This is a genomic window from Stenotrophomonas sp. STEN063 (genome assembly GCF_056854515.1).
In genome coordinates this window covers 1-19,947 of sequence record NZ_JBXFWF010000060.1, presented here as the reverse complement: position 1 = coordinate 19,947, position 19,947 = coordinate 1, and the positions used below count along the sequence as shown (strand labels likewise).

The 19,947-nt window shown below is 65.7% G+C and carries 17 protein-coding genes, 1 other RNA gene and 1 pseudogene; 6 read left to right on the top strand and 13 right to left on the bottom strand.

Annotation, left to right across the window (positions count from 1 at the left end; all coding sequences use genetic code 11):
• Positions 1-73: 73 nt before the first annotated feature.
• The 10 genes and pseudogenes from murC to mraZ form a co-directional block, all read right to left on the bottom strand.
• A complete protein-coding gene (gene murC, locus AC1VWL_RS15010; protein ID WP_282266368.1) occupies positions 74-1,510 on the bottom strand; it encodes a UDP-N-acetylmuramate--L-alanine ligase in 1,437 nt (478 codons plus the stop codon).
• 43 nt (positions 1,511-1,553) lie between these two features.
• Positions 1,554-2,651: an undecaprenyldiphospho-muramoylpentapeptide beta-N-acetylglucosaminyltransferase gene (gene murG / locus AC1VWL_RS15005; protein WP_482987222.1), complete on the bottom strand. Its 1,098-nt coding sequence runs from the start codon at positions 2,649-2,651 to the stop codon at positions 1,554-1,556.
• A gap of 185 nt (positions 2,652-2,836) precedes the next feature.
• A pseudogene (ftsW, locus tag AC1VWL_RS15000) lies at positions 2,837-3,970 on the bottom strand (putative lipid II flippase FtsW); the annotation flags it as partial.
• Positions 3,970-5,055: a phospho-N-acetylmuramoyl-pentapeptide-transferase gene (mraY, locus tag AC1VWL_RS14995; RefSeq protein WP_282266363.1), complete on the bottom strand. Its 1,086-nt coding sequence runs from the start codon at positions 5,053-5,055 to the stop codon at positions 3,970-3,972. The gene mraY and the pseudogene ftsW, both read right to left, overlap by 1 nt.
• Positions 5,045-6,427, bottom strand: a complete 1,383-nt coding sequence (locus AC1VWL_RS14990) for a UDP-N-acetylmuramoyl-tripeptide--D-alanyl-D-alanine ligase (RefSeq protein WP_482987221.1) — start codon at positions 6,425-6,427, stop codon at positions 5,045-5,047. The genes mraY and AC1VWL_RS14990 overlap by 11 nt, the downstream gene beginning before the upstream one ends.
• Positions 6,424-7,902: a UDP-N-acetylmuramoyl-L-alanyl-D-glutamate--2,6-diaminopimelate ligase gene (locus AC1VWL_RS14985; protein WP_482987220.1), complete on the bottom strand. Its 1,479-nt coding sequence runs from the start codon at positions 7,900-7,902 to the stop codon at positions 6,424-6,426. The genes AC1VWL_RS14990 and AC1VWL_RS14985 overlap by 4 nt, the downstream gene beginning before the upstream one ends.
• 8 nt (positions 7,903-7,910) lie before the next feature.
• Positions 7,911-9,773: a peptidoglycan D,D-transpeptidase FtsI family protein gene (locus AC1VWL_RS14980; protein WP_482987219.1), complete on the bottom strand. Its 1,863-nt coding sequence runs from the start codon at positions 9,771-9,773 to the stop codon at positions 7,911-7,913.
• Positions 9,770-10,033, bottom strand: coding sequence for a cell division protein FtsL (gene ftsL / locus AC1VWL_RS14975; protein WP_057633384.1), 264 nt, complete (start codon positions 10,031-10,033; stop codon positions 9,770-9,772). The genes AC1VWL_RS14980 and ftsL overlap by 4 nt, the downstream gene beginning before the upstream one ends.
• Positions 10,030-10,998 carry a 16S rRNA (cytosine(1402)-N(4))-methyltransferase RsmH gene (gene rsmH / locus AC1VWL_RS14970; protein WP_482987218.1) on the bottom strand — a complete coding sequence of 323 codons (969 nt, stop codon included), beginning with the start codon at positions 10,996-10,998 and terminating at the stop codon, positions 10,030-10,032. The genes ftsL and rsmH overlap by 4 nt, the downstream gene beginning before the upstream one ends.
• Positions 10,999-11,012: 14 nt before the next feature.
• Complete coding sequence (gene mraZ, locus AC1VWL_RS14965; protein ID WP_482987217.1) at positions 11,013-11,459, bottom strand: division/cell wall cluster transcriptional repressor MraZ; 447 nt, start codon at positions 11,457-11,459, stop codon at positions 11,013-11,015.
• A 328-nt stretch (positions 11,460-11,787) separates the two neighbouring features.
• Here mraZ and AC1VWL_RS14960 point away from each other — a divergent pair, with 328 nt between their 5' ends.
• Positions 11,788-12,564: an NRDE family protein gene (locus AC1VWL_RS14960; RefSeq protein WP_482987216.1), complete on the top strand. Its 777-nt coding sequence runs from the start codon at positions 11,788-11,790 to the stop codon at positions 12,562-12,564.
• Positions 12,565-13,136: 572 nt separating this feature from the next.
• Here AC1VWL_RS14960 and rnpB read toward each other — a convergent pair.
• The 3 genes from rnpB to rsmI form a co-directional block, all read right to left on the bottom strand.
• An RNA gene (gene rnpB, locus AC1VWL_RS14955) (RNase P RNA component class A) lies at positions 13,137-13,487 on the bottom strand.
• 45 nt (positions 13,488-13,532) lie between these two features.
• Positions 13,533-14,297, bottom strand: coding sequence for a hypothetical protein (locus AC1VWL_RS14950; protein WP_482987215.1), 765 nt, complete (start codon positions 14,295-14,297; stop codon positions 13,533-13,535).
• Positions 14,275-15,111 carry a 16S rRNA (cytidine(1402)-2'-O)-methyltransferase gene (rsmI, locus tag AC1VWL_RS14945; RefSeq protein ID WP_482987214.1) on the bottom strand — a complete coding sequence of 279 codons (837 nt, stop codon included), beginning with the start codon at positions 15,109-15,111 and terminating at the stop codon, positions 14,275-14,277. Before rsmI ends, AC1VWL_RS14950 begins: the two co-directional genes overlap by 23 nt.
• Before the next feature lie 82 nt (positions 15,112-15,193).
• Here rsmI and AC1VWL_RS14940 point away from each other — a divergent pair, with 82 nt between their 5' ends.
• From AC1VWL_RS14940 to AC1VWL_RS14920, 5 genes are read left to right on the top strand one after another with little or no spacing between them, the layout of a single operon-like run.
• Positions 15,194-16,915, top strand: coding sequence for a penicillin-binding protein activator (locus AC1VWL_RS14940; RefSeq protein ID WP_481614698.1), 1,722 nt, complete (start codon positions 15,194-15,196; stop codon positions 16,913-16,915).
• Positions 16,905-17,279 carry a YraN family protein gene (locus tag AC1VWL_RS14935; protein ID WP_482987213.1) on the top strand — a complete coding sequence of 125 codons (375 nt, stop codon included), beginning with the start codon at positions 16,905-16,907 and terminating at the stop codon, positions 17,277-17,279. Before AC1VWL_RS14940 ends, AC1VWL_RS14935 begins: the two co-directional genes overlap by 11 nt.
• The gene (locus tag AC1VWL_RS14930) at positions 17,279-17,824 is read left to right on the top strand and encodes a metal-dependent hydrolase (RefSeq protein ID WP_481614696.1); all 546 of its coding nucleotides are present in this window, start codon (positions 17,279-17,281) and stop codon (positions 17,822-17,824) included. Before AC1VWL_RS14935 ends, AC1VWL_RS14930 begins: the two co-directional genes overlap by 1 nt.
• Positions 17,825-17,840: 16 nt before the next feature.
• On the top strand, positions 17,841-18,413 hold the full coding sequence (locus tag AC1VWL_RS14925) for a TlpA family protein disulfide reductase (protein WP_482987212.1): 573 nt from the start codon (positions 17,841-17,843) through the stop codon (positions 18,411-18,413).
• A gap of 19 nt (positions 18,414-18,432) precedes the next feature.
• Positions 18,433-19,815: an FAD-binding oxidoreductase gene (locus tag AC1VWL_RS14920; protein ID WP_482987211.1), complete on the top strand. Its 1,383-nt coding sequence runs from the start codon at positions 18,433-18,435 to the stop codon at positions 19,813-19,815.
• Positions 19,816-19,947 lie beyond the last annotated feature (132 nt).

Below are 19,947 nucleotides of genomic sequence, written 5' to 3'. Positions count from 1 at the left end.
GCGCGGCCGCAGGCCACCGTCGCAGCCCGCAGTGCGGTTGCGTGGGTACGGCTCGGCGGCAGCGCGACAGACATCATTCGCCCTTGGTCTCCTTGAAACCTTCGGTGATCACCTGCTGGGCAACGCCGCCGATATCGCCGGCACCCATCATCAGCAGCAGATCGCCGTCCTGCAGTACGTCTGGCAGCACCGAGCCCAGGTCGGCGGCATGACCGACCACCACCGGCTCGCTGCGGCCGCGGGCACGGATCGCGCGCGCCAACGACTTGGAATCGGCACCGGGAATCGGTGCTTCGCCGGCCGGATAGACCTCGCTCAGCACCAGCGCGTCCACTTCCGACAGCACCGCTGCAAAGGCATCGAACTGATCGCGGGTGCGGCTGTAACGGTGCGGCTGGAAAGCCACCACCAGGCGCTTGTCCGGCCAGCCGCCACGGGCAGCGGCAAACACTGCTTCCAGCTCACGCGGGTGATGACCGTAGTCGTCGATCACGCGCACCTTGGCACCCTTGTGGGTGGTGACTTCGCCCAGGTCGTTGAAGCGACGGCCAACGCCTTCGAACTTCTCCAGTGCCGAGGCGATATCTTCCGGTGCCACGCCCAACTGCCAGGCCACCGCAGCGGCGGCCAGTGCATTGAGCACGTTGTGCTTGCCCGGCAGTGCCAGGGTGACCGGCACGCTGGTGCCTTCCGGCAGGCGCAGGGTGAAGCGCATGCGCGGGCCATCCTGCACCACGTCCTCGGCGCGCACGTCGGCATTGCTGCTCAGGCCATAGCTCATCACGTGACGCGGGGTCTTGGCAGCCAAAGCAGCCACTTCCGGATCATCGATGCACAGCACCGCCAGACCGTAGAACGGCAGGCGCTGCAGGAACTCGGCGAACGCTGCCTGCACACGGGCGAAGTCGTTGCCGTAGTTCTCAAGATGGTCGGCGTCGATGTTGGTGATCACCGCGACCAGCGGGTTCAGGCGCAGGAAGCTGCCGTCGCTTTCATCGGCCTCGGCCACCAGCCACTGGCCACCGCCGAGCTTGGCGTTGGCACCGGCCGCCAGCAGCTGGCCACCGATCACGAAGGTCGGGTCCAGCTTGCCTTCGCTCAGGATGGCGGCGGTCAACGAGGTGGTGGTGGTCTTGCCGTGGGTACCGGCGACGGCGATGCCGCGACGGAACCGCATCAACTCCGCCAACATCGCCGCGCGCGGCATGATCGGAATGCGCTGGCTGCGCGCTTCCATCAGCTCGGGGTTGTCTTCGCGGATGGCGCTGGAAACCACGATGCAGTCGGTGCCCAGCACGTTGGCCGCGGAATGGCCGCGCATCACGCGCGCGCCCAGCCGCGCCAGTCGGCGTGTGGCTGCGTTGTCGGCATTGTCGGAACCGGAGACTTCATAGCCCAGGGTCAGCATCACTTCGGCGATGCCACTCATGCCGGTGCCGCCGATGCCGACGAAATGCACGCGTGGGAACGCGCGGACCAGGTCGGTGGTGTCGTTGAGGCGGCGGATCATGCCAGGCCTCCGCTGTGGCTGGCGCGGGTGCGCGGTGCCGTGTTCATGCTGCTTCCTCAAGAATGATGTCTGCGATGCGTTCGGCCGCATCGACCTTGGCCAACCCACGCGCGGCTTGCGCCATCTGCATGCGGTGGCCGGGATTGTTTGCCAGCGTGCGCAGCACGCCTTCCAGGTTGGTCGCCAGCGCGTCGTCCTGCTTGAGCAGTTCGGCGGCACCGCGCTCGACCAGATACTCGGCATTGCGGGTCTGGTGGTCATCGACCGCGGCCGCGAACGGCACCAGCACGCTGCCGATACCGACCGCACACAACTCGGCCAGGGTCGACGCGCCGGAACGGCACACCACCAGATCGGCCCAGCTGTAGGCAGCCGCCATGTCCTTGATGAACATGTCGACGCGGCCTTCCACGCCAGCCGCGCGGTAGGCCTGCAGCGCTTCTTCGTGCAGCTTCTCGCCGCACTGGTGCCAGACCTCGATAGCGACGCTGTCACCAAGCGCCGCCAAGGCCTTGGGCATGGCGTTGTTCAAAGCGCGAGCGCCCTGGCTACCGCCCAGCACCAGCACCCGCATCGGCCCACTGCGACCGGCCAAGCGCTGCTCGGGTGCCGGCAATGCAGCGATCTCGGCACGCACCGGATTGCCGACCACTTCTTCCTTGCCACCGGCAAAGCTGCCCGGGAAGCCGGACAGCACGCGGCGCGCGAAACGCGACAGGATGCGGTTGGTCATGCCCGGCGCGCGGTTCTGTTCGTGCACCAGCAACGGCAGGCCATGCAGGCGGGCGGCCATGCCACCGGGACCGGAGGCAAAACCACCAAAGGCCACCACCGCACGCGGCTTGCGATCACGCAGCACATACCCTGCGCTGCGAATCGCGCGCATCACCCGGATCGGTGCACCCAGCAAGGCCAGCTTGCCCTTGCCGCGCAGGCCGGAGATGGCCAGCGTGTCGACATGGATGTCGTGCTGCGGCACCAGGCGGGTTTCCATCGCGCCGTCTGCACCCAGCCAGGTGACCGGGATACCGCGCTCGCGCAGCACCTTGGCCACGGCCAGGCCGGGGAAGATATGGCCGCCGGTACCACCGGCCATGATCATCACCGGACGCTGGTCCTTGTTGGTGTTCGCGGAGGCCATTACGCGATCCTCCCGAAGGTCGGCTCGACACGCTGCTGCATGCGGCTGGTGCCACGTGCTGCGCTGCTCTGCGCTGCGGCGGCAACCGAGGTCGCGGTATCCATGCGCGGCTCGACCGGTGCTGCGCCGTGCACTTCGGCAACGTCAACTTCGACACCGTCGAGGTCCTCACGGACTTCCTGGCGGCGCACCGCACGGTTGTACTCGTAGGACACGCGCAGCAGCAGGCCCATCGCCACGCAGGTCATCATCACACTGGAACCGCCGGAAGAAATCAGCGGCAGGGTCAGGCCCTTGGTCGGCAGCATGCCCAGGTTCACGCCGATCGAGACGAAGGTCTGCAGGCTGATCCACAGCGCGATGCCGAAGGCGATGTAACCGGCAAAGTGGCGACGCATTTCAATGCAGCGCATGCCCAGCCAGAACGCACGGCCGACCAGCAGCACGTACAGGCTGATGATGCCGCACACGCCAAGGAAGCCCAGCTCCTCGGCGATCACCGAGAAGATGAAGTCGGTATGCGACTCGGGCAGATAGTTGAGCTTCTGGATCGACGCGCCCAGGCCCACACCCGTCCACTCGCCGCGGCCGATCGCCATCAGCGCGTTGGACAACTGGTAGCCCGAACCCAGCTGGTCCTGCCACGGGTCCATGAACGAGGTGACACGGCGCATGCGGTAGGGCTCGAAGATCACCAGTGCGATCAGGCCCGGCAACAGCAGCAGCACCGGCAGGATGATGCGCTTGATCTGCGCCCCGCCCAGCACCAGCATGCAGGTAGTGATGCCCAGCAACAGCATCGACGAACCGAAGTCCGGCTGCATCAGCAGCAGCACGACCAGCACGCCGACCACGCCGACTGGCTTGAGCATGGCCTGCCAGGTGGCATTGACCTCGTCGCGGAAGCGCACCAGGTAGCTGGACAACCAGACGATGTACAGCACCTTGACCGCTTCAACGGTCTGGAACTTGGAGATACCAAGGTTGATCCAGCGCTGCGCGCCATTGACGCTGCTGCCCAGGCCCGGAACGAACACCACGATCAGCAGGGCGAAGCAGCCCAGCAACAGCAGCTGGTTGTACTTCTCGATTTCCTTCAGCTCCACCCGCATCGTCACGCCAGCCAGGACCACGCCGATGGCGATGAAGATCAGGTGGCGGGTGAGGTAATAGAACGGACTCTGCGTCAGCGCGATGGAGCTGGAAGCCACCATCACGACCCCGATCGAAGCCAGCGCCACGGCGGCGCCGAGCAGCCACTTGTCGTAGCTGCCACCAATGGCTTCAAGTCGGGTTGCCTGACGCGAGTAGTCGTCCATCAGCGCACCTTTAGCGTTGCCAGGCCGATCAACACCAGCACCACCGAGATGATCCAGAAGCGCACGATCACGCGCGGCTCCGGCCAGCCCTTCAGCTCGAAGTGGTGATGGATCGGCGCCATACGGAACACGCGCTTGCCGGTGAGTTTGAACGACGCCACCTGGATCATCACCGACAGGGTTTCGATCACGAACACACCGCCCATGATCACCAGCACCAGTTCCTGGCGCACGATCACCGCGATGGTGCCGAGCACCGCGCCCAGCGCCAGCGCGCCGACGTCGCCCATGAACACCATGGCCGGATAGGTGTTGAACCAGAGGAAGCCCAGGCCCGCACCGGCAATCGCCGCGCAGATGATGACCAGTTCACCGGCACCGGGAATCTGCGGGATCTGCAGGTAGCTGGAGAACACCGCGTTGCCCGAGGCATAGGCGAACACGCCCAGCGCACAGGCCACCAGCACCGTCGGCATGATCGCCAGACCGTCCAGACCATCGGTCAGGTTGACCGCATTGGAGAAGCCGACGATCCAGAAGTAGGCAATCGCGACGAAGCTGATGCCTGCCAGCGGCAGCGCAATCGACTTGAACATCGGGATGTAGAAGGTCAATTCGGCCGGCACCACCGCGGTCTTGTACAGGAACAGACCGGCGGCCAGGCCGAAGATTGACTGCAGCAGGTACTTCCAGCGCGACTTCAGGCCGTTCGGGTCGCGCTTGGCGATCTTCAACCAGTCGTCGTACCAGCCGATCGCACCGAAGCACAGCATCACCACCAGCACCAGCCACACATAACGGTTGCGCAGGTCGCCCCACAGCAGCACCGAGACCAGCACCGTGGTCAGGATCAAGCCGCCGCCCATGGTCGGCGTGCCGGCCTTGGAGAAGTGCGACTGCGGGCCGTCCTTGCGGATCGGCTGGCCGCCCTTGAGCTGGGCCAGGCGGCGGATGGCCATCGGGCCCAACCACAACGACAGCGACAATGCCGTCAGGGCGGCGAGGATGCCGCGGAAGGTGATGTAGTTGAACAACCGGAACAGGCCGTCCAACTGCTGTAGCCAACGGGCCAATTCAAGCAACATGTGTAGTGTCCTCGCCGCGCTTCAACAGCGCAGTCACGATCTTGTCCATGGCGCTGCCGCGCGAGCCCTTGACCAGGCAACGCACACCAGCATGAAGTTCGGTTTCCAATGCGGCAGCCAGTGCGGCGTGGGAGTCAAAGTGACGCCCGCCTTCGCCGAAGGCCGCCGATGCCGCTGCGCTCAGCGCACCCAGCGAGTACAGACGCTTCAGCCCGGCTTCGCGGGCGCGCTGACCGGCCTGCGCATGCAGCGCCTGTGCGTCCGGGCCCAGCTCGCGCATATCGCCCAGCACCAGCCAACCTTCGCCCTTGCCCGCAGCCAGCGCGGTGATCGCCGCTGCCAGTGAGCCCGGGTTGGCGTTGTAGCTGTCATCGATCAGCACTGCGCCGTTGTCCAGCACATGCGCAACCTGACGACCGGCGACCGGGCGCGCCTGCGCCAGGCCTTCGACCACCAGCGGCAACGCAATACCGGCGGCCAGTGCCATCGAGGCGGCGGCCAGTGCGTTCAGTACGTTGTGCCGGCCCGGCAGCTGCAGCACCACCTCGGCATCGCCTTGCGGCGTGCGCAGCTGGAAGCGTGAACCAGCCTCGTCCAGCACGATGTTGGTGGCGGTGACGTCGGCGCTGACTTCCAGGCCGAAGCGGATCACCCGGTGGCTGCCAGCGCGCGCAGCGAAGTACGGTGAGAACGCGTCGTCGGCGTTGACCACCGCAACACCGCCATCGCGCAGATCGTCATAGACGGCTGCCTTGGTGTTGGCGATCTCCAGCAGGCTGCCCATGCGCTCCAGGTGTGCCGGGGCGACGTTGTTGACGATGGACACGTCCGGCGCGGCGATGGCAGTCAGGTAGGCGATATCGCCCGGCTTGCCGGTACCCATCTCGTAGATGGCGAAGTCGGCATCTTCCGGCGCATCGATCACTGCCAGCGGCAGGCCGATCTCATTGTTGCGGTTGCCCGGCGTGGCGTACACATGCTGGCCCAGCACCGCAGCAGCGTGCTGCATCACCGCCAACAGCAGGTTCTTCACGCTGGTCTTGCCGTTGCTGCCGGTGATGGCGAACACACGGGTAGCGCGCTGCTGCTGCATCGCCGCGGCAATCTTCGCCAGCGCCAGTTCGGTGTTGGCGACCACGATCTGCGGCACTTCCAGCGGCAGCAGGCGCTCCACCAGCAACGCGCTGGCACCCTGCTCTACCGCCTTGGCGGCAAAGTCGTGGCCGTCGAAACGCTCACCGCGCAGGGCGACGTACAGGCTGCCCGCCGCCAGCGTGCGCGTGTCGTTGCTGACCGCATCGATGCTGGCGTCGTCGCCATGGATTTCGCCACCGGCCCAATGGGCAATCAGCGACAGCGGCGTGCGCTTCATGGACGCACCTCCGCAGCAGCGGAACGGCGCGCCTGCAGCGCACGCGATGCCACGTCGGTGTCATCGAAAGGATGTTTGATACCTGCAATCTCCTGGTAGGGCTCATGGCCCTTGCCGGCGATCAACACGATGTCGCCAGCCCCTGCCTGTGCGACCGCGGCGTCGATGGCGCGGGCGCGATCGCGCACCACGTTCACCTGCGCAGGCGTCACAAACCCGGCCATGATGTCGGCGACGATCACGTCACCATTCTCGCCGCGTGGATTGTCGTCAGTGACGAACACCACGTCGGCCAATTCCTCGGCAATCGCCGCCATCTGCGGACGCTTGCCGGTGTCACGCTCGCCACCGCAACCAAACACGCACAGCAGGCGGCCATCCAGATGGCCGTGCAGGCTGCGCAGCGCCTGTTCCAGCGCGTCGGGGGTGTGTGCGTAATCGATGACCACGGTCGGCTCGCCCTGACCGCCAAGGCGGTTCATGCGGCCGCGGATCGGCTGCAGCTGGCCCAGTACCTTGGCGATGCTGTCGCTGGTTTCGCCCAGGCCATGCAGCGCACCGGCCACGGCCAGCAGGTTATCGACGTTGAAGCGGCCCAGCAGCGGCGAGCGCAGCGCATGGCGCTCGTCGCCGATGACCAGATCGAAACCCAGGCCCTGCCCGTCCAGCACCAGCTTCTCGGCGCGGATGGTAGCGCCAGCCTGACCGGTCGAGCTCAGGCCGATCGCCTGCACGTCAGCTGCCAGTGTGGTGATCAGTTCACGACCGAAGGCGTCGTCCAGATTGATCGCCGCTGCCTTCAGGCCCGGGCGATGGAACAGCTTGGCCTTGGCCGCGCCGTACGCTTCCATGTCGCCGTGGTAGTCGAGGTGGTCGCGGGTGAGGTTGGTGAACACCGCCACGTCGTAGTGCACGGCATCGACGCGGCCCTGGTCCAAGGCATGCGAGCTGACTTCCATCGCCACTGCCTTGGCACCGCCATCGCGCAGCTGTGCCAGCACTTCATGCATCTGCAGCACCAGCGGCGTGGTGAAGCCGGTAGGCACCACATCGCCGTACAGGCCAACACCCAAGGTACCGATCGAGCCGCTGGGCGTGCCCAGCAGATGCCAGGCCTGGCCGAGCAGCTGCACGGTCGAGGTTTTGCCGTTGGTACCGGTGACGCCGACCATGGTCATCGCCCGCGAGGGCTGGCCATGGAACTGGTCGGCCATCGCGCCCATGCGCGTACGCAGGCCGGGCACCGCGATGGCATCGACTGGTGCCGGCAGTTCGGCCGGTGCCGGCGGATCAAACAGGATCGCGGCTGCGCCAGCGGCCTTGGCCTGCTCGACAAAGCCCAAGCCATGCGCGCCAAAGCCAGCGATGGCGACGAACGCATCACCGGCCCGTACATGCCGTGAATCCAGAACCAAGCCGCCGATCTGCGGGTCCTGTGAAAGGACCAGATCCGGCAGCAGCTGTGACAACTTCATTGTGTGGCTCACTGGCGCACCTCCGTCGCGGCAGGCGTCGGTGCGACGGCCGTCGGCAGTGCGGCATCAAATTCGGCCGTGGCGTTCGGCGCCTCGTCCGGGTCCTGCGGAATCGGCAGCGGCGCAGCGCTGCTGCCCGGCTTGCCGCCCACCTTGCCGGCGGCCTGCGCGGCCAGCCAGGACTGGATGTCGTCCGGCGGCACGTCCATCAAACGCAGCGTGCCTTCCATCACGTGATGGAACACCGGTGCGGAGACCAGACCGCCGTACTGCAGCGAGCCTTGCGGGTCGTTGACCACGATCACCGCCGCATAACGCGGCGCGGTTGCCGGCACGACACCGGCGAACAGCAGGTTGTAATGGCCACGCTCGTAGCCATTGGGGCCGTTCTTGCGCGCGGTGCCGGTCTTGCCGGCCACGTGGTAACCGAGGATCGCCGCCTGCTTGGCACCACCGTTGGTGACCACGGTCTCCATCATCCGCACGACTTCGCGCGCCACTTCCGGGTCGATGACCTGGCGTGCTTCGTTGCGCTGGCCCTTGATGAAGGTCGGCTGGATCACCTGCCCACCATTGGCCAGCGCCGAGTACGCCTGCGCGATCTGCAGCGGCGTCACCGACAGGCCGTAGCCGTAGGACATGGTGGTCTTGGTGGTGCCATACCAGCTCGGGCTGCCTGGGCGTGCGACCACACCCGACGATTCGCCGGGGAAACCGCTGTTCGGGGCAACGCCGTAGCCGAAGCCACGCACCGAGTCATAGAAGGTCTGGTCCGGGATACGCGCCACGATCTTGGCCGCACCAATGTTCGAGCTGCGGGTGATCACGCCGGTGACATTGAGCACGCCATTGTTACGCGGCACGTCACGGATGGTGTAACGGCCCAGCGACATGTAACCCGGATTGGTGTCGATGATCGTGTCCGGGGTGACCACGTGGTTCTGCAGCGCGGTGGCGATGGTCAACGGCTTCATCGTCGAACCGGGTTCGACCAGATCGGTGACCGCGCGGTTGCGGCGCGTGTCCGGGGTCGCACCACTGATCGAATTCGGGTTGTAGGTCGGCAGGTTGGCCATGGCCATCACTTCGCCGGTGGCCACGTCCATGATCACGATGGAACCACCAGCCGCCTTGTTGGTGGTGACCGCATTGCGCAGCTCGCGCATCGCCAGGAACTGGATGCGGCGGTCGATGCTCAGGGTCAGGTCCTTGCCCGGCTCGGCAGGGCGCACCAGGTCGATGCTCTCGACGATCGCGCCCTTGCGGTCGCGGATGACCCGCTTTGCGCCAGGCTTGCCGCGCAGCCATTCGTCGAAGGCCAGCTCCAGCCCTTCCTGGCCGAGATCATCGATATTGGTGAAGCCGAGCACGTGTGCCATCGCCTCACCCTGCGGGTAATAGCGACGGAACTCGCGCTGCGAGAACACACCGGGAATCTTCAGCGCGACTACCTGCTCGGCAACGTCCGGATTGATCCGGCGGCGCAGGTACATGAATTCCTTGTCGGCCTTCTGGGTCAGCTTGGTGGTCAGCTCGTCCACCGGCAGCGACAGCGCGCGCGCCAGCTCGGGAATACGCTCGGGCGTGCGCAGCAGTTCCTGCGGATTGACCCAGATCGATGCCACAGGCGTGGACACCGCCACCGGCTCGCCATTGCGATCGGTGATCATGCCGCGCGAGGTCGGGATCGGCACATCGCGCAGGAAGCGCGCTTCGCCTTCGCGCTGGTAGAAATCGTTGTTGATCAGCTGCACGTACGCGGCACGACCAACCAGCGTCACCGCACACAGACCCAGCCCCACGCCGACCATCAGCATGCGGTTGCGCAGATTGAACTGCGTGCGGGTACGGTTGCGGCTGGGCTTGTTCATGGCCGGATCACCACGATGTCAGCAGCCTCGGGGAACTTCATGCCCAGACGGCCACGGGCTTCCTGGTCCACGCGCGTGGCCTGGGCCAGGGTCGCCTGCTCCAGCTGCAGGCGGCCGAACTCGATGTTGAGCTCGTCGCGCGCGTGCTCCAGCTTGGACAGCTCGACGAACAGCTGGCGGTGGCGATGGCGCATGAACACCACGCCGATTGCCGAGGCAATCGTGCACGCCAGCAGGACAATCAACAGTAGGCGGCTCATCCGGCCACCTCGCACTTCTGGGCCACGCGCAGCACGGCGCTGCGCGAGCGCGGGTTCATCGCCAGCTCGTCGTCATCGGCCTTGATGGCGCCGCCGATCAGTTCCAGCGTCGGCACGAAGGCCTGCAGTTCCGGCAGCCTGCGATTGGTCGGCGGCGCCTTGGCATGGCGGTTCATGAACTGCTTGACGATGCGGTCTTCCAGCGAGTGGAAGCTGATCACCGCCAAACGGCCACCGGGCTTGAGCCGCGCCATCGCCGCGTCCAGGCCGGCTTCAAGGTCGGCCAGTTCGCGGTTGATGTGGATGCGGATGGCCTGGAAACTGCGCGTGGCCGGATGGATCTTGTCCTTGCCACGCGGCATTACCGAGGCGATCAGCTCGGCCAGCTCAGCGGTACGCGTGAACGGCTGCTTCTCGCGCCGGGCAACGATGGCGCGGGCAATGCGGCGGCTCTGGCGTTCATCGCCATAGGTGAACAGCACGTCGGCGATTTCGCGGTCTTCGGCACGGTTCAACCACTGCGCAGCGCTTTCACCCGAATCCGGGTCCATGCGCATATCCAGCGGGCCGTCCTTGCCGAAGCTGAAACCACGCTCGGCCACGTCCAGCTGCGGCGAGGACACACCGAGATCGAACAGAACGCCATCCAGACCGGCAGCGGTTTCGCTCCAGTCCAGCAGATCGGCAAAGCTGCCGCGATAGATCGAGACACGGCCGTCCGGCGCGAAATCGCGCTCGGCCACGGCAATGGCCTCGGGGTCCTTGTCCATCACCAGCAGGCGCCCATCCGCGCCAAGCTGGCGCAGCACGCCGCCAGCGTGACCGCCACGACCGAACGTGCCATCCAGATAAGTACCGTTTTCGATCACCCTCAGGCCGTCAAGGACCTGGGTGTACAGCACCGGCAGGTGAGCTGCCGGCGGCTGCGACACCGCTGGGTGACCGGCCTGCGCTCCTCCGCGCACCCGGGCACCCCGGCTCACAACTTGAGATCGAGAAGCCCATCGCCCAGATCCTCGTCAGACAACGTCTGCTGGATCAGTGCGCGATGCGCTTGCTCGCTCCACAATTCGAACTTGTCCCCCATGCCCATCAGCACTGCTTTCTTCTCGATGCCCACCGCGCTGCGGTGACTGGACGGCAAGCTGATACGGCCATTGCCATCCAACTCCAGATGAGCGGCCGAGCCGACAAGCTTCTGCTGCAGGGTGCGCACTACACGCTGGGTATTGGGCTTTGCCATTACGTCGTCCCGCACCCGCTCCCACTCCTGCTCTGAGTACAACCACAGGCAACCGGCCTCGAACGGGTTGTAGGTCAGCACAAGGCGATTGCCACTGGCGCGCGCAACCAGGTCGCGATAGGCGATTGGAACCGCCATGCGTCCTTTGTCGTCAACCGTGATGGCAGTCTCACCCTGGAACACGCCTGCGGCACCCGTTCGTTCGTTTTGCTTGGGAAGTCATTGAACCACGAAAAACCACAAAAAACCCGGTTTTCCCTCTGATGCCCACCTTAGCAGCGACCCTAGGGTTGTCAACAACTTTCCGCGCACAAAATCACGTGCCGCATCAATGGCTTGCGCCAATGTTTAGAGAGTTGTTCAAGGTTTATCCACAAGTTACTGTTTCGTCTCAAATTTTGAGATTTGTATGAAATTCAGTGGTGTAGAGACAGCGTGAAAAGCGAGCCGCAGCCCAGCCGCCATTCAGCCGCGTATGGCTCACGCGCGCGCAAAACGGCACACTCCGTGCATGTGTCTTGTCGCCCTCGCCTGGAAAACCCACCCGCATTGGCGCCTGCTCATGGTCGGCAACCGTGACGAGTTCCACGCCCGCCCCACCGCGCCAATGCAGCGCTGGCCATGGCCCCATGACAACGTGATCGCCGGCCGCGACCTGCGTTCCGGCGGCAGCTGGATGGGCGTGAATCTGCACGGGCAAGCCGCCGTGGTCACCAATGTGCGAGACCCAAGCGCAGCCACCGGCGGCCCTTCGCGCGGCGAGCTGATCGCCAGCTACCTGGCTGGCGGACAGCCGGCCACGGACTGTGCCGACACCCTGGCCAGCCGGGCGCCAGAGTTCGCACCGTTCAATCTATTGGTCGCCGACGCTGAAAGCTGCAGCTATCTGGGCAACCATCCGCAGGCCCGGCAGGATCTGGCGCCAGGCGTGCACGGCATGTCGAACGGTGCACTGGATGCCCCCTGGCCCAAGACCCGGCGCCTGATGGGCGTACTCGAGGATTGGTTGGCCGCCGGTAGTGACGGTCTGGAGCCGCTCTGGGCGGCGCTGGCCGATGAGCAGCAGGCGCAGGACGCTCAACTGCCATCTACCGGCGTTCCACTGGAGTTGGAGCGATTGCTATCGAGCGCCTTCATACGCGGAACCGACTATGGCACCCGCGCCAGCACCATCGTGGCGATCGACCATGATGGCGGCGGTTTCATCCACGAACGCAGTTTCGGCCCGGATGGCGTGTATCTGGGGGAGACACGCATGGAGATTGGGAAAGAAGGCTTTGGCTCCTAGCCCCCCTTTCGCCGCAGCTTGATCCCCTCCCTTTCGCCGCAGGCGAAGGGGAGGGTTAGGGAGGGGCGCTTTGGCTTTGATCCACAGCGAAAGCAAGATCAAAAGCCCCCCATCCGCCCTCCGGGCACCTTCCCCCGCAGGCGGGAGAAGGAAAGAAAACAGCAAAGCAGAAGCAAGGGCCAAGGCCACAGCAAAAGCCACGGCCACAGCAAAAGCCGGAGCCAGAGCAAGGAGCCAGGAGCCAGAGCCAGAGCCAGAGCCAGAGCAAAAACCACAGCCACAACCACAGCCACAGCCACAACCACAGCCACACCCACAGCCAGAGCCAGAGCCACAATCAGGGCCAGAGCTCGAGCCGAGAACAGAACAAAAGCCACAGCCAATAAAAGCTGCAGCCGCACTCATCCCCACCACGATGCGCAGCGAGCCAAGCAAAAAATCCGAAGAGCAACAGCCCCCTTTAGTAAAGGGGGCGCGCCGACAGGCGCGGGGAATTGGAGGGCAGAGGCCCGGGGCCCAAAGTTTTGCCACGCAAAACTTTGGGGCTTTTTCTGCCCGGCGGGCAGAAAAAGCGGCGGAGCCGGCCGATAAGCCGGGTTTTGTCGTGGACAGTCATTCCTCTAGGCGCTACGTCACCGTAACGCTCAAGCAACCTACCCGGACCCGACGCGGGCCACGCCATTAGGTCCCTATTTGGTCTTGCTCCAGGTGGGGTTTGCCGTGCCGGTCTGTTACCAGACTCGCGGTGCGCTCTTACCGCACCATTTCACCCTTACCACGCGCCCGAAGGCCGTTCGGCGGTATCTTTCTGTTGCACTTTCCGTCGGCTTGCGCCGCCCAGGCGTTACCTGGCACCTTGCCCTGTGGAGCCCGGACTTTCCTCGGCATTCCCGAAGGAATGACGCGACTGTCTGGCCGACTCCGCCGCGCGTATTGTCGCACGTCCAGCACCACACCGGCCGATCATTTCATTCAGCTGCAAGCATCCGGTAACGCAGCGGTCGCACGCCGTCATGCGTGAATGAGAGCAACCAACCTTCATGCAGGATGTCGATCTGCTGGAAGTCCGCGTGCGCGCCGCTGCCCAGCAACTGCCGTGACAATTCATCCAGGGCCGCCAGCGCCCAGCTGCGCAGCACTGCGGGATCGGCATCTTCGACGAAAGCCACCGCCGGCAACGGCCAGTTGTCGTACAGCAGCAACACATTGCGCGATTGCCGGGCATAGCCCGGCTTATGCAGGACTTGGCGCTTCTTCTCCACCGCCCAGCGCATCACTTCCACCCACAGCCGCTCAGGCTCATCGCCCGCCCATGGACTGCCCTCATAGGTGTCAGCCAACAACTGGCGCAGCAATGGGCTATCCCATTCGGCACGCGCTTCCTCGGCGCGATGCTGCGGCACCGGCCGCACCCAGCCGGAGTTGATGCCGTTCAACTTGGCCTGCACCTGCTTGAAGGCCTCGGGCACCACTTCCATGCATTCCACGCCGACCCGGTCATTACCCATGTCCAACATGAAGTCCGGGCTTTCGCGTTTACGCACCCGCAGCGGATAGACCAGTTCCGATGCCCAGGCGGTCAACCAGCGCACCATCATCCAGCGCTCTCGCTGGGTCTTGATCTCGCCGCCAGTGCCACCTGCCAGCGGGTGCTCGCGCAGGTCCAGTTGCTGGCGCAGGCTGGCAGCATCGGCCGCCGCCCACATCGCCTCAGTCGTTGCTGCCCTGTCCATACAAAGCCTTGCGCGGCGCGCCGCTCAGTTCGGCCGCCAGCTTGGCGGCAGTGGAAGGCGGCAGGTGCTCGTTCAATTTGGCGTACAGACGGCGGCCTTCGGCGATCTTGGCTTCTTCATCGTCGCCGGCGCCCTGCACCATCACCACGAACTCGCCCTTGCGCTGGTTGTCGTCGGCCAGCACCTTGGCCAGCAGTTGCTCCAGGCTGCCATCGAGCACGGTTTCAAACAGCTTGGTCAATTCGCGCGCCACCACCGCCGGACGTTCACCACCAAAGGCCGCCGCCATATCAGTCAGTGATTCGGCGATTCGGTGCGAGGACTCATAGAACACCAAAGTACCGGTCTCGGCCGCCAGCTTGTTCAGGCGCTCACGTCGGGCCGCGCCCTTGGCCGGCAGGAAGCCTTCAAACACAAAGCGATCACTGGGCAATCCGGCCACGCTCAAGGCGGCAATTGCCGCGCAGGCGCCTGGGACTGGACTGACCTTGACCCCGGCCGCACGCGCCGCGCGCACCAGACGGAAGCCCGGGTCGCTGACCAGCGGCGTGCCGGCATCGCTGACCACCGCCAACGACTCACCGCCCAGCAGGCGCGCCACGATGCGTTCGGCCATCGCTTCTTCGTTGTGGTCGTGCAGCGCCACCAAGGGTTTGCTGATGCCGAAATGCGATAACAGCTGACCGGTATGACGGGTGTCTTCCGCGCAGATGGCGGCCACCGAACGCAGCACCTCCTGTGCACGCGGGCTCAGATCGCCAAGGTTGCCAATCGGCGTGGCAACGACATACAAGGTGGCAGCAGCAGTACTCATCATCGGTATTTCCGTGGGCCAAGGGTAGAATCGTACCGTTTCCCCCGCCCGGCACTGCCGCGCCCTGTCGAACGGACCTCAAATGAACAAGCCAGCCGCACGGATTTCCGCCCTGTCATTGTCGATGCTGCTGTTCGTCGGCTGCGCCACCACCAGCGTAGCGCCGACCAGCTCCCCCGCCCAGCAGGCCGCTATCGCCCTGCTTGAACAAGGCAAACCGCGCGACGCCGCACAGCAGCTGGAAGCCCAGGCCGCACTGGTACGTGGCGCCGCCAAGAGCCCCTTGCTGGCCGATGCCGCCTTTGCCTGGCAGGAGGCCGGTGACAGCGCGCGTGCGCGCATGCTGATGGCACAGGTGCAGCCGCGCCAGCTGTCCGGTGCCACCCGCCAGCGTTTCAACCTGCTGCAGGCCGAGCTGGCGCTGGGCGACAAGCAGCCGGCCACCGTGCTGCAGGTATTGACCGAGAATCCGGCAGCGCTGCCGGCGCCACTGCAGGCACGCTGGTACCTGGCCCGCGCGCAGGCGCTGGAAGCCACCGGCGATGCCTTCGCCGCGGCTGCCGAGCGCGCCCGTGCCGGCGCCCTGCTCAGCGGTAGCGAGCGCAATGACAACCAGCGCGCCATCACCCGCCTGCTGGCCGGGCTGAACGACGCCACCCTGAGCAGCCGCGCCGCCGCGCTGCCGGTCGGTGATCCGCTTTACAACCACGCCGGCCGCGCCCTGATCGGCCGTGGCCTGCCGCTGCCACGTCCGTTCGACCGCGACACCGCCTCGCTGGATACCAGCAAGCGCCCGGCCGCGGATGCCGACGGCTACCGCCCGCCGGTGAAGATGGCGGTGCTGTTGCCGCTCAGCGGCAACCTGGCCGCCGCCGGTGCTTCGGTTCGTGATGGTCTGCTGGCCGCGTACTACGGCGAAAGCCGTCGCCGCCCGTCGATCGACTTCATTGACACCAAGGGCACCGCCAGCGGTGCCGGCGCGGCCTATGACAAGGCGGTCGGCAACGGCGTCGACTTCATTGTCGGCCCGCTCGGCCGCGACGAAGTGGACGCGCTGTTCCACCGCAGCGAGCTGCCGGTGCCCCTGCTTGCCCTGAATCGCGGCAAGGACGCACCGCCGCCGGGCAACGCCGCATTCTCGCTGGCCCCGGAAGACGACGGCCTGATGGCCGCCGAGTACCTGCTCGGCCGCGAGCGCCGCAATGTGCTGGTGATCGCCAGCAGTGACGACGCCGGTCGTCGTTCCAGCGGTGCCTTCAAGGAACGTTTCAGTGAGCGCGGCGGCAAGATCGCCGCGACCATCACTGTCGGCGACGTACCGGCCGACATCACCGCACAACTACGCCAGGCAACCGGCGTCGACGCGATCCTGCTCGCGGTCAAGGGCAACCAGGCGCGCGTACTGGCGCCGCAGCTGGCCCTGGCCGGGTTGGGCGGCGTCAGCCGTGTCGGCACCTCGCAGCTGACCGCAGGCACCGGCAAGGCCGAAGACGACGTCGCCCTGGATGGCATCGCCTTCCCGACCGAGGCCTGGAGCAGCCGCGGCGTTGCCGGCCTGCCGGCGGCGGCGGCAGTTGCCGCCACGTTACCCACCGCACGCGGTGGTGCCAGCCGCCTGTTCGCCTTCGGCTACGACGCATGGAAGATCACCGCCTACATGGAGAAGCTGGCCAACAGCACCAGCGGTGGCCTCAGCGGTGCCACCGGCACCCTGCACCTGGACGGTTTCGGCAACGTGCTGCGCACGCCGGCCTGGTCGACCTTCAGCACGGGTCGCCCGGTCGCCATCGGTGATGGTCGCTGAGCAGGGCCAACGCGGTGCAGCGGTGGAAGCTGCTGCCCGTGCACTGCTGCAGAACGCTGGCTTGCAGTGGCGGGCCAGCAATGTGCGGTTTCGCGGCGGTGAGCTTGACCTGGTGATGTACGACCGCGAAGCAGCCAGCCTGGTCTTTGTCGAAGTGCGTTACCGCCGCTCCGCCCAGTTTGGTGGCGGCGCTGCCTCCATCGATGCCAGCAAGCGCCGCAAGCTGGTCCGCGCCGCCCAGCTCTACCTCAACCAACACCCCGCGCTGGCCAACAGCCCCTGCCGCTTCGATGTGGTCGAAGCCAGTGGCGAGCCGCCGCGCCTGAACTGGATACGCGACGCCTTCCGCGTCGACGACTGCTGATGCCAAGCATATTCACCCACGCCGCGATCCCACTTGCACTGTGGTGCGCCAGCGAGCGCGGACGTATTTCCACGCGCCTGTTGGGCGCGGGCGTTGCCGCGGCAATGCTGCCCGATGCCGACGTACTGGCCTTCGCCCTGCATATCCCCTACGCCGACAGCTTTGGTCATCGCGGTGCCAGCCACTCGCTGTTGTTCGCCACGCTGTTGGCGGCCCTGGCCATTGCCTTTGCCAAGGCACTGCGTGCGAGCCGCGTGCAGGCGTTTGCATTCGTCTTCATCTGCGCGCTGTCGCATCCGTTGTTGGACGCCCTGACCTCCGGCGGCCTCGGTGTAGCGCTGTGGTGGCCATGGAGTGACCAGCGTCTGTTCGCCCCGTGGCGGCCCATCCGCGTATCCCCGTTCGCCAACAACTTCTTCAGCGCGCGCGGCTTGCAGACGGTGCTGTCGGAGCTGCGCTGGGTATGGCTGCCGTTGCTGGTGGCGGTGATCGGCTGGAAGATGGTTCAATCGCCGCAGGGTTGGCGCCGCCGCGCCGACGACTGAGCCACACGGGGAAACCATGCGCTATCGCCTGCTGCAGTCTTCAAGACTGCTGTTGTCCTGCTGCCTGTTGCTGCTGTCCATCCCATCATTCGCCACCGCTGGAGTTCCTGCCGCCGGCGAGTTCCCGCCCTCGATCGCACTCGGCAAGAACCTGCCTGGCGAACTGGTCGACCTGCAGCAACGTCGCGGCAAGGTGGTCATCATGACCTTCTGGGCGAGCTGGTGTGGCCCCTGCATGCGCGAACTACCCGTGCTGGCGCACCTGCAGAGCGTGGTTGGCAAGGACGCACTGGAGGTCATCGCAGTGAACTGGAACGAACCGCGCGCGCAGGTCGTGGACTTTGCCCGCCGCAACAGGAAGCTCGACCTTGAATACGTACTCGACAGCAAGGGCAAGGCTGCCGAGGCCTATGGGGTACAGGCCATCCCCCTGATGTTCGTGCTGGACAAGGATGGCCGCATCAGCGCCGTCCATCGCGGTTATTCGGAAGAGTCGCTACCGGGGATCCTTGAGCAGGTGCTGGCCCTGCTGCCCGAACATGTACGCACGCGGCCAGCGCAGAACACCAAGACCGGCAGCAGCGGATGACACGGCCTAGAATGGACGGGTGAACACCGCCCTTTCCGACGCATTCAAGCACACCCTGGCACAGCTGCTGGGCGATGGCTGGCGCACCGACGCCACCTCGCTCGCAGCCCATGCGCAGGACAACTCCTGGCGCCATGCCTTGCCACAAGGCGTGGCCCTGCCAAGCACACGCGAACAGGTTCAAGCCATCGTCCGCGCCTGCCGCGAACACGGCGTGCCGCTGGTCGGTCGCGGCACCGGCACCGGCACCACCGGCGCTGCGGTACCCACGGCTGGCGGCATCGTGCTGTCGTTCGCACGCATGAACCGCATCGTTGCGATACAACCCGGCGATCGCTGCGCGGTGGTCGAACCCGGCGTACTCAACGGCGATCTGCAACAGGCACTGATGCCGCACGGCCTGTTCTGGCCGCCGGATCCTTCCAGTGCGGATATCTGCAGCATCGGCGGCAACCTGGCCTGCAATGCTGGCGGCCCGCGCGCGGTGAAGTACGGCACCAGCCGCGACAACGTACTTGGCCTGGTCGCGGTCACCGGCACCGGTGAATTGATCCAGTGCGGCGGCCCCTACACCAAGGATTCCACCGGCTACGACCTCACCCATCTGCTGGTTGGCAGCGAAGGCACGCTGGCGCTGATCGTCGAAGCCACACTCAAGCTGACCCCTCGCCCGCGCAGCCAGGCCGGCCTGCGCGTGCTGTACCGCGATGCCGAAGCGGCTGCCGCTGCCGTATCGCGGGTGATGGCACAACCGGTGACGCCGACCACGCTGGAATTCATGGATGCCCGCAGCCTGCAGCTGCTGCGTCACAACGGTGCGCAGGTACCGGAGGCCGGTGCGATGTTGCTGATCGACGCAGACGGTGATGAAGACACCCTGCCCTACCTGTTGAATGCCTTGGCCGAGGCAGCTGAAGGCGACGGCATGCTGGCGCTGGATGTGGCCACCGATGGCAGCGCGCGCGACAAGTTGTGGGCAGCACGCCGCGCGCTGTCACCGGCGCTGAAAACCATCGCGCCAGGCAAGATCAACGAAGACGTGGTGGTGCCGGTGTCGCAGATCCCGGCGCTGGTGGAAGGCGTGCAGCGACTCTCCGAACAGGCCCGGCTGCCGATCGTGACCTTCGGCCATGCCGGCAACGGCAACCTGCACGTCAACATCCTCTATCACCCGGATGATGCGGACGAGAATGCGCGCGCGCATGCGGCCCTGCCCAAGGTATTTGCATTGGCGCTGCAGCTGGGCGGCACCTTGTCGGGTGAGCATGGCATTGGCCTGGCCAAGCGCGATTTCATGGCGCAGGCATTTTCAGCAGGCACCCTGGCGACGATGCGCGCGATCAAGCAGGCGCTGGACCCGGACGGCATCCTCAATCCGGGCAAGGTGTTGCCGGAGGCTTAGGATCGAGCGGCCAGGCTTTTGTGGGAGCGGCGTAAGCCCCGCAGCGGAAGATTTACCCCGGCCCGGCCCAACTGTGGTCTGGGGCTGCCGTGGGTTTGCGGGGTTCGGGCCCGGCCCCAAAAAACCCCCACC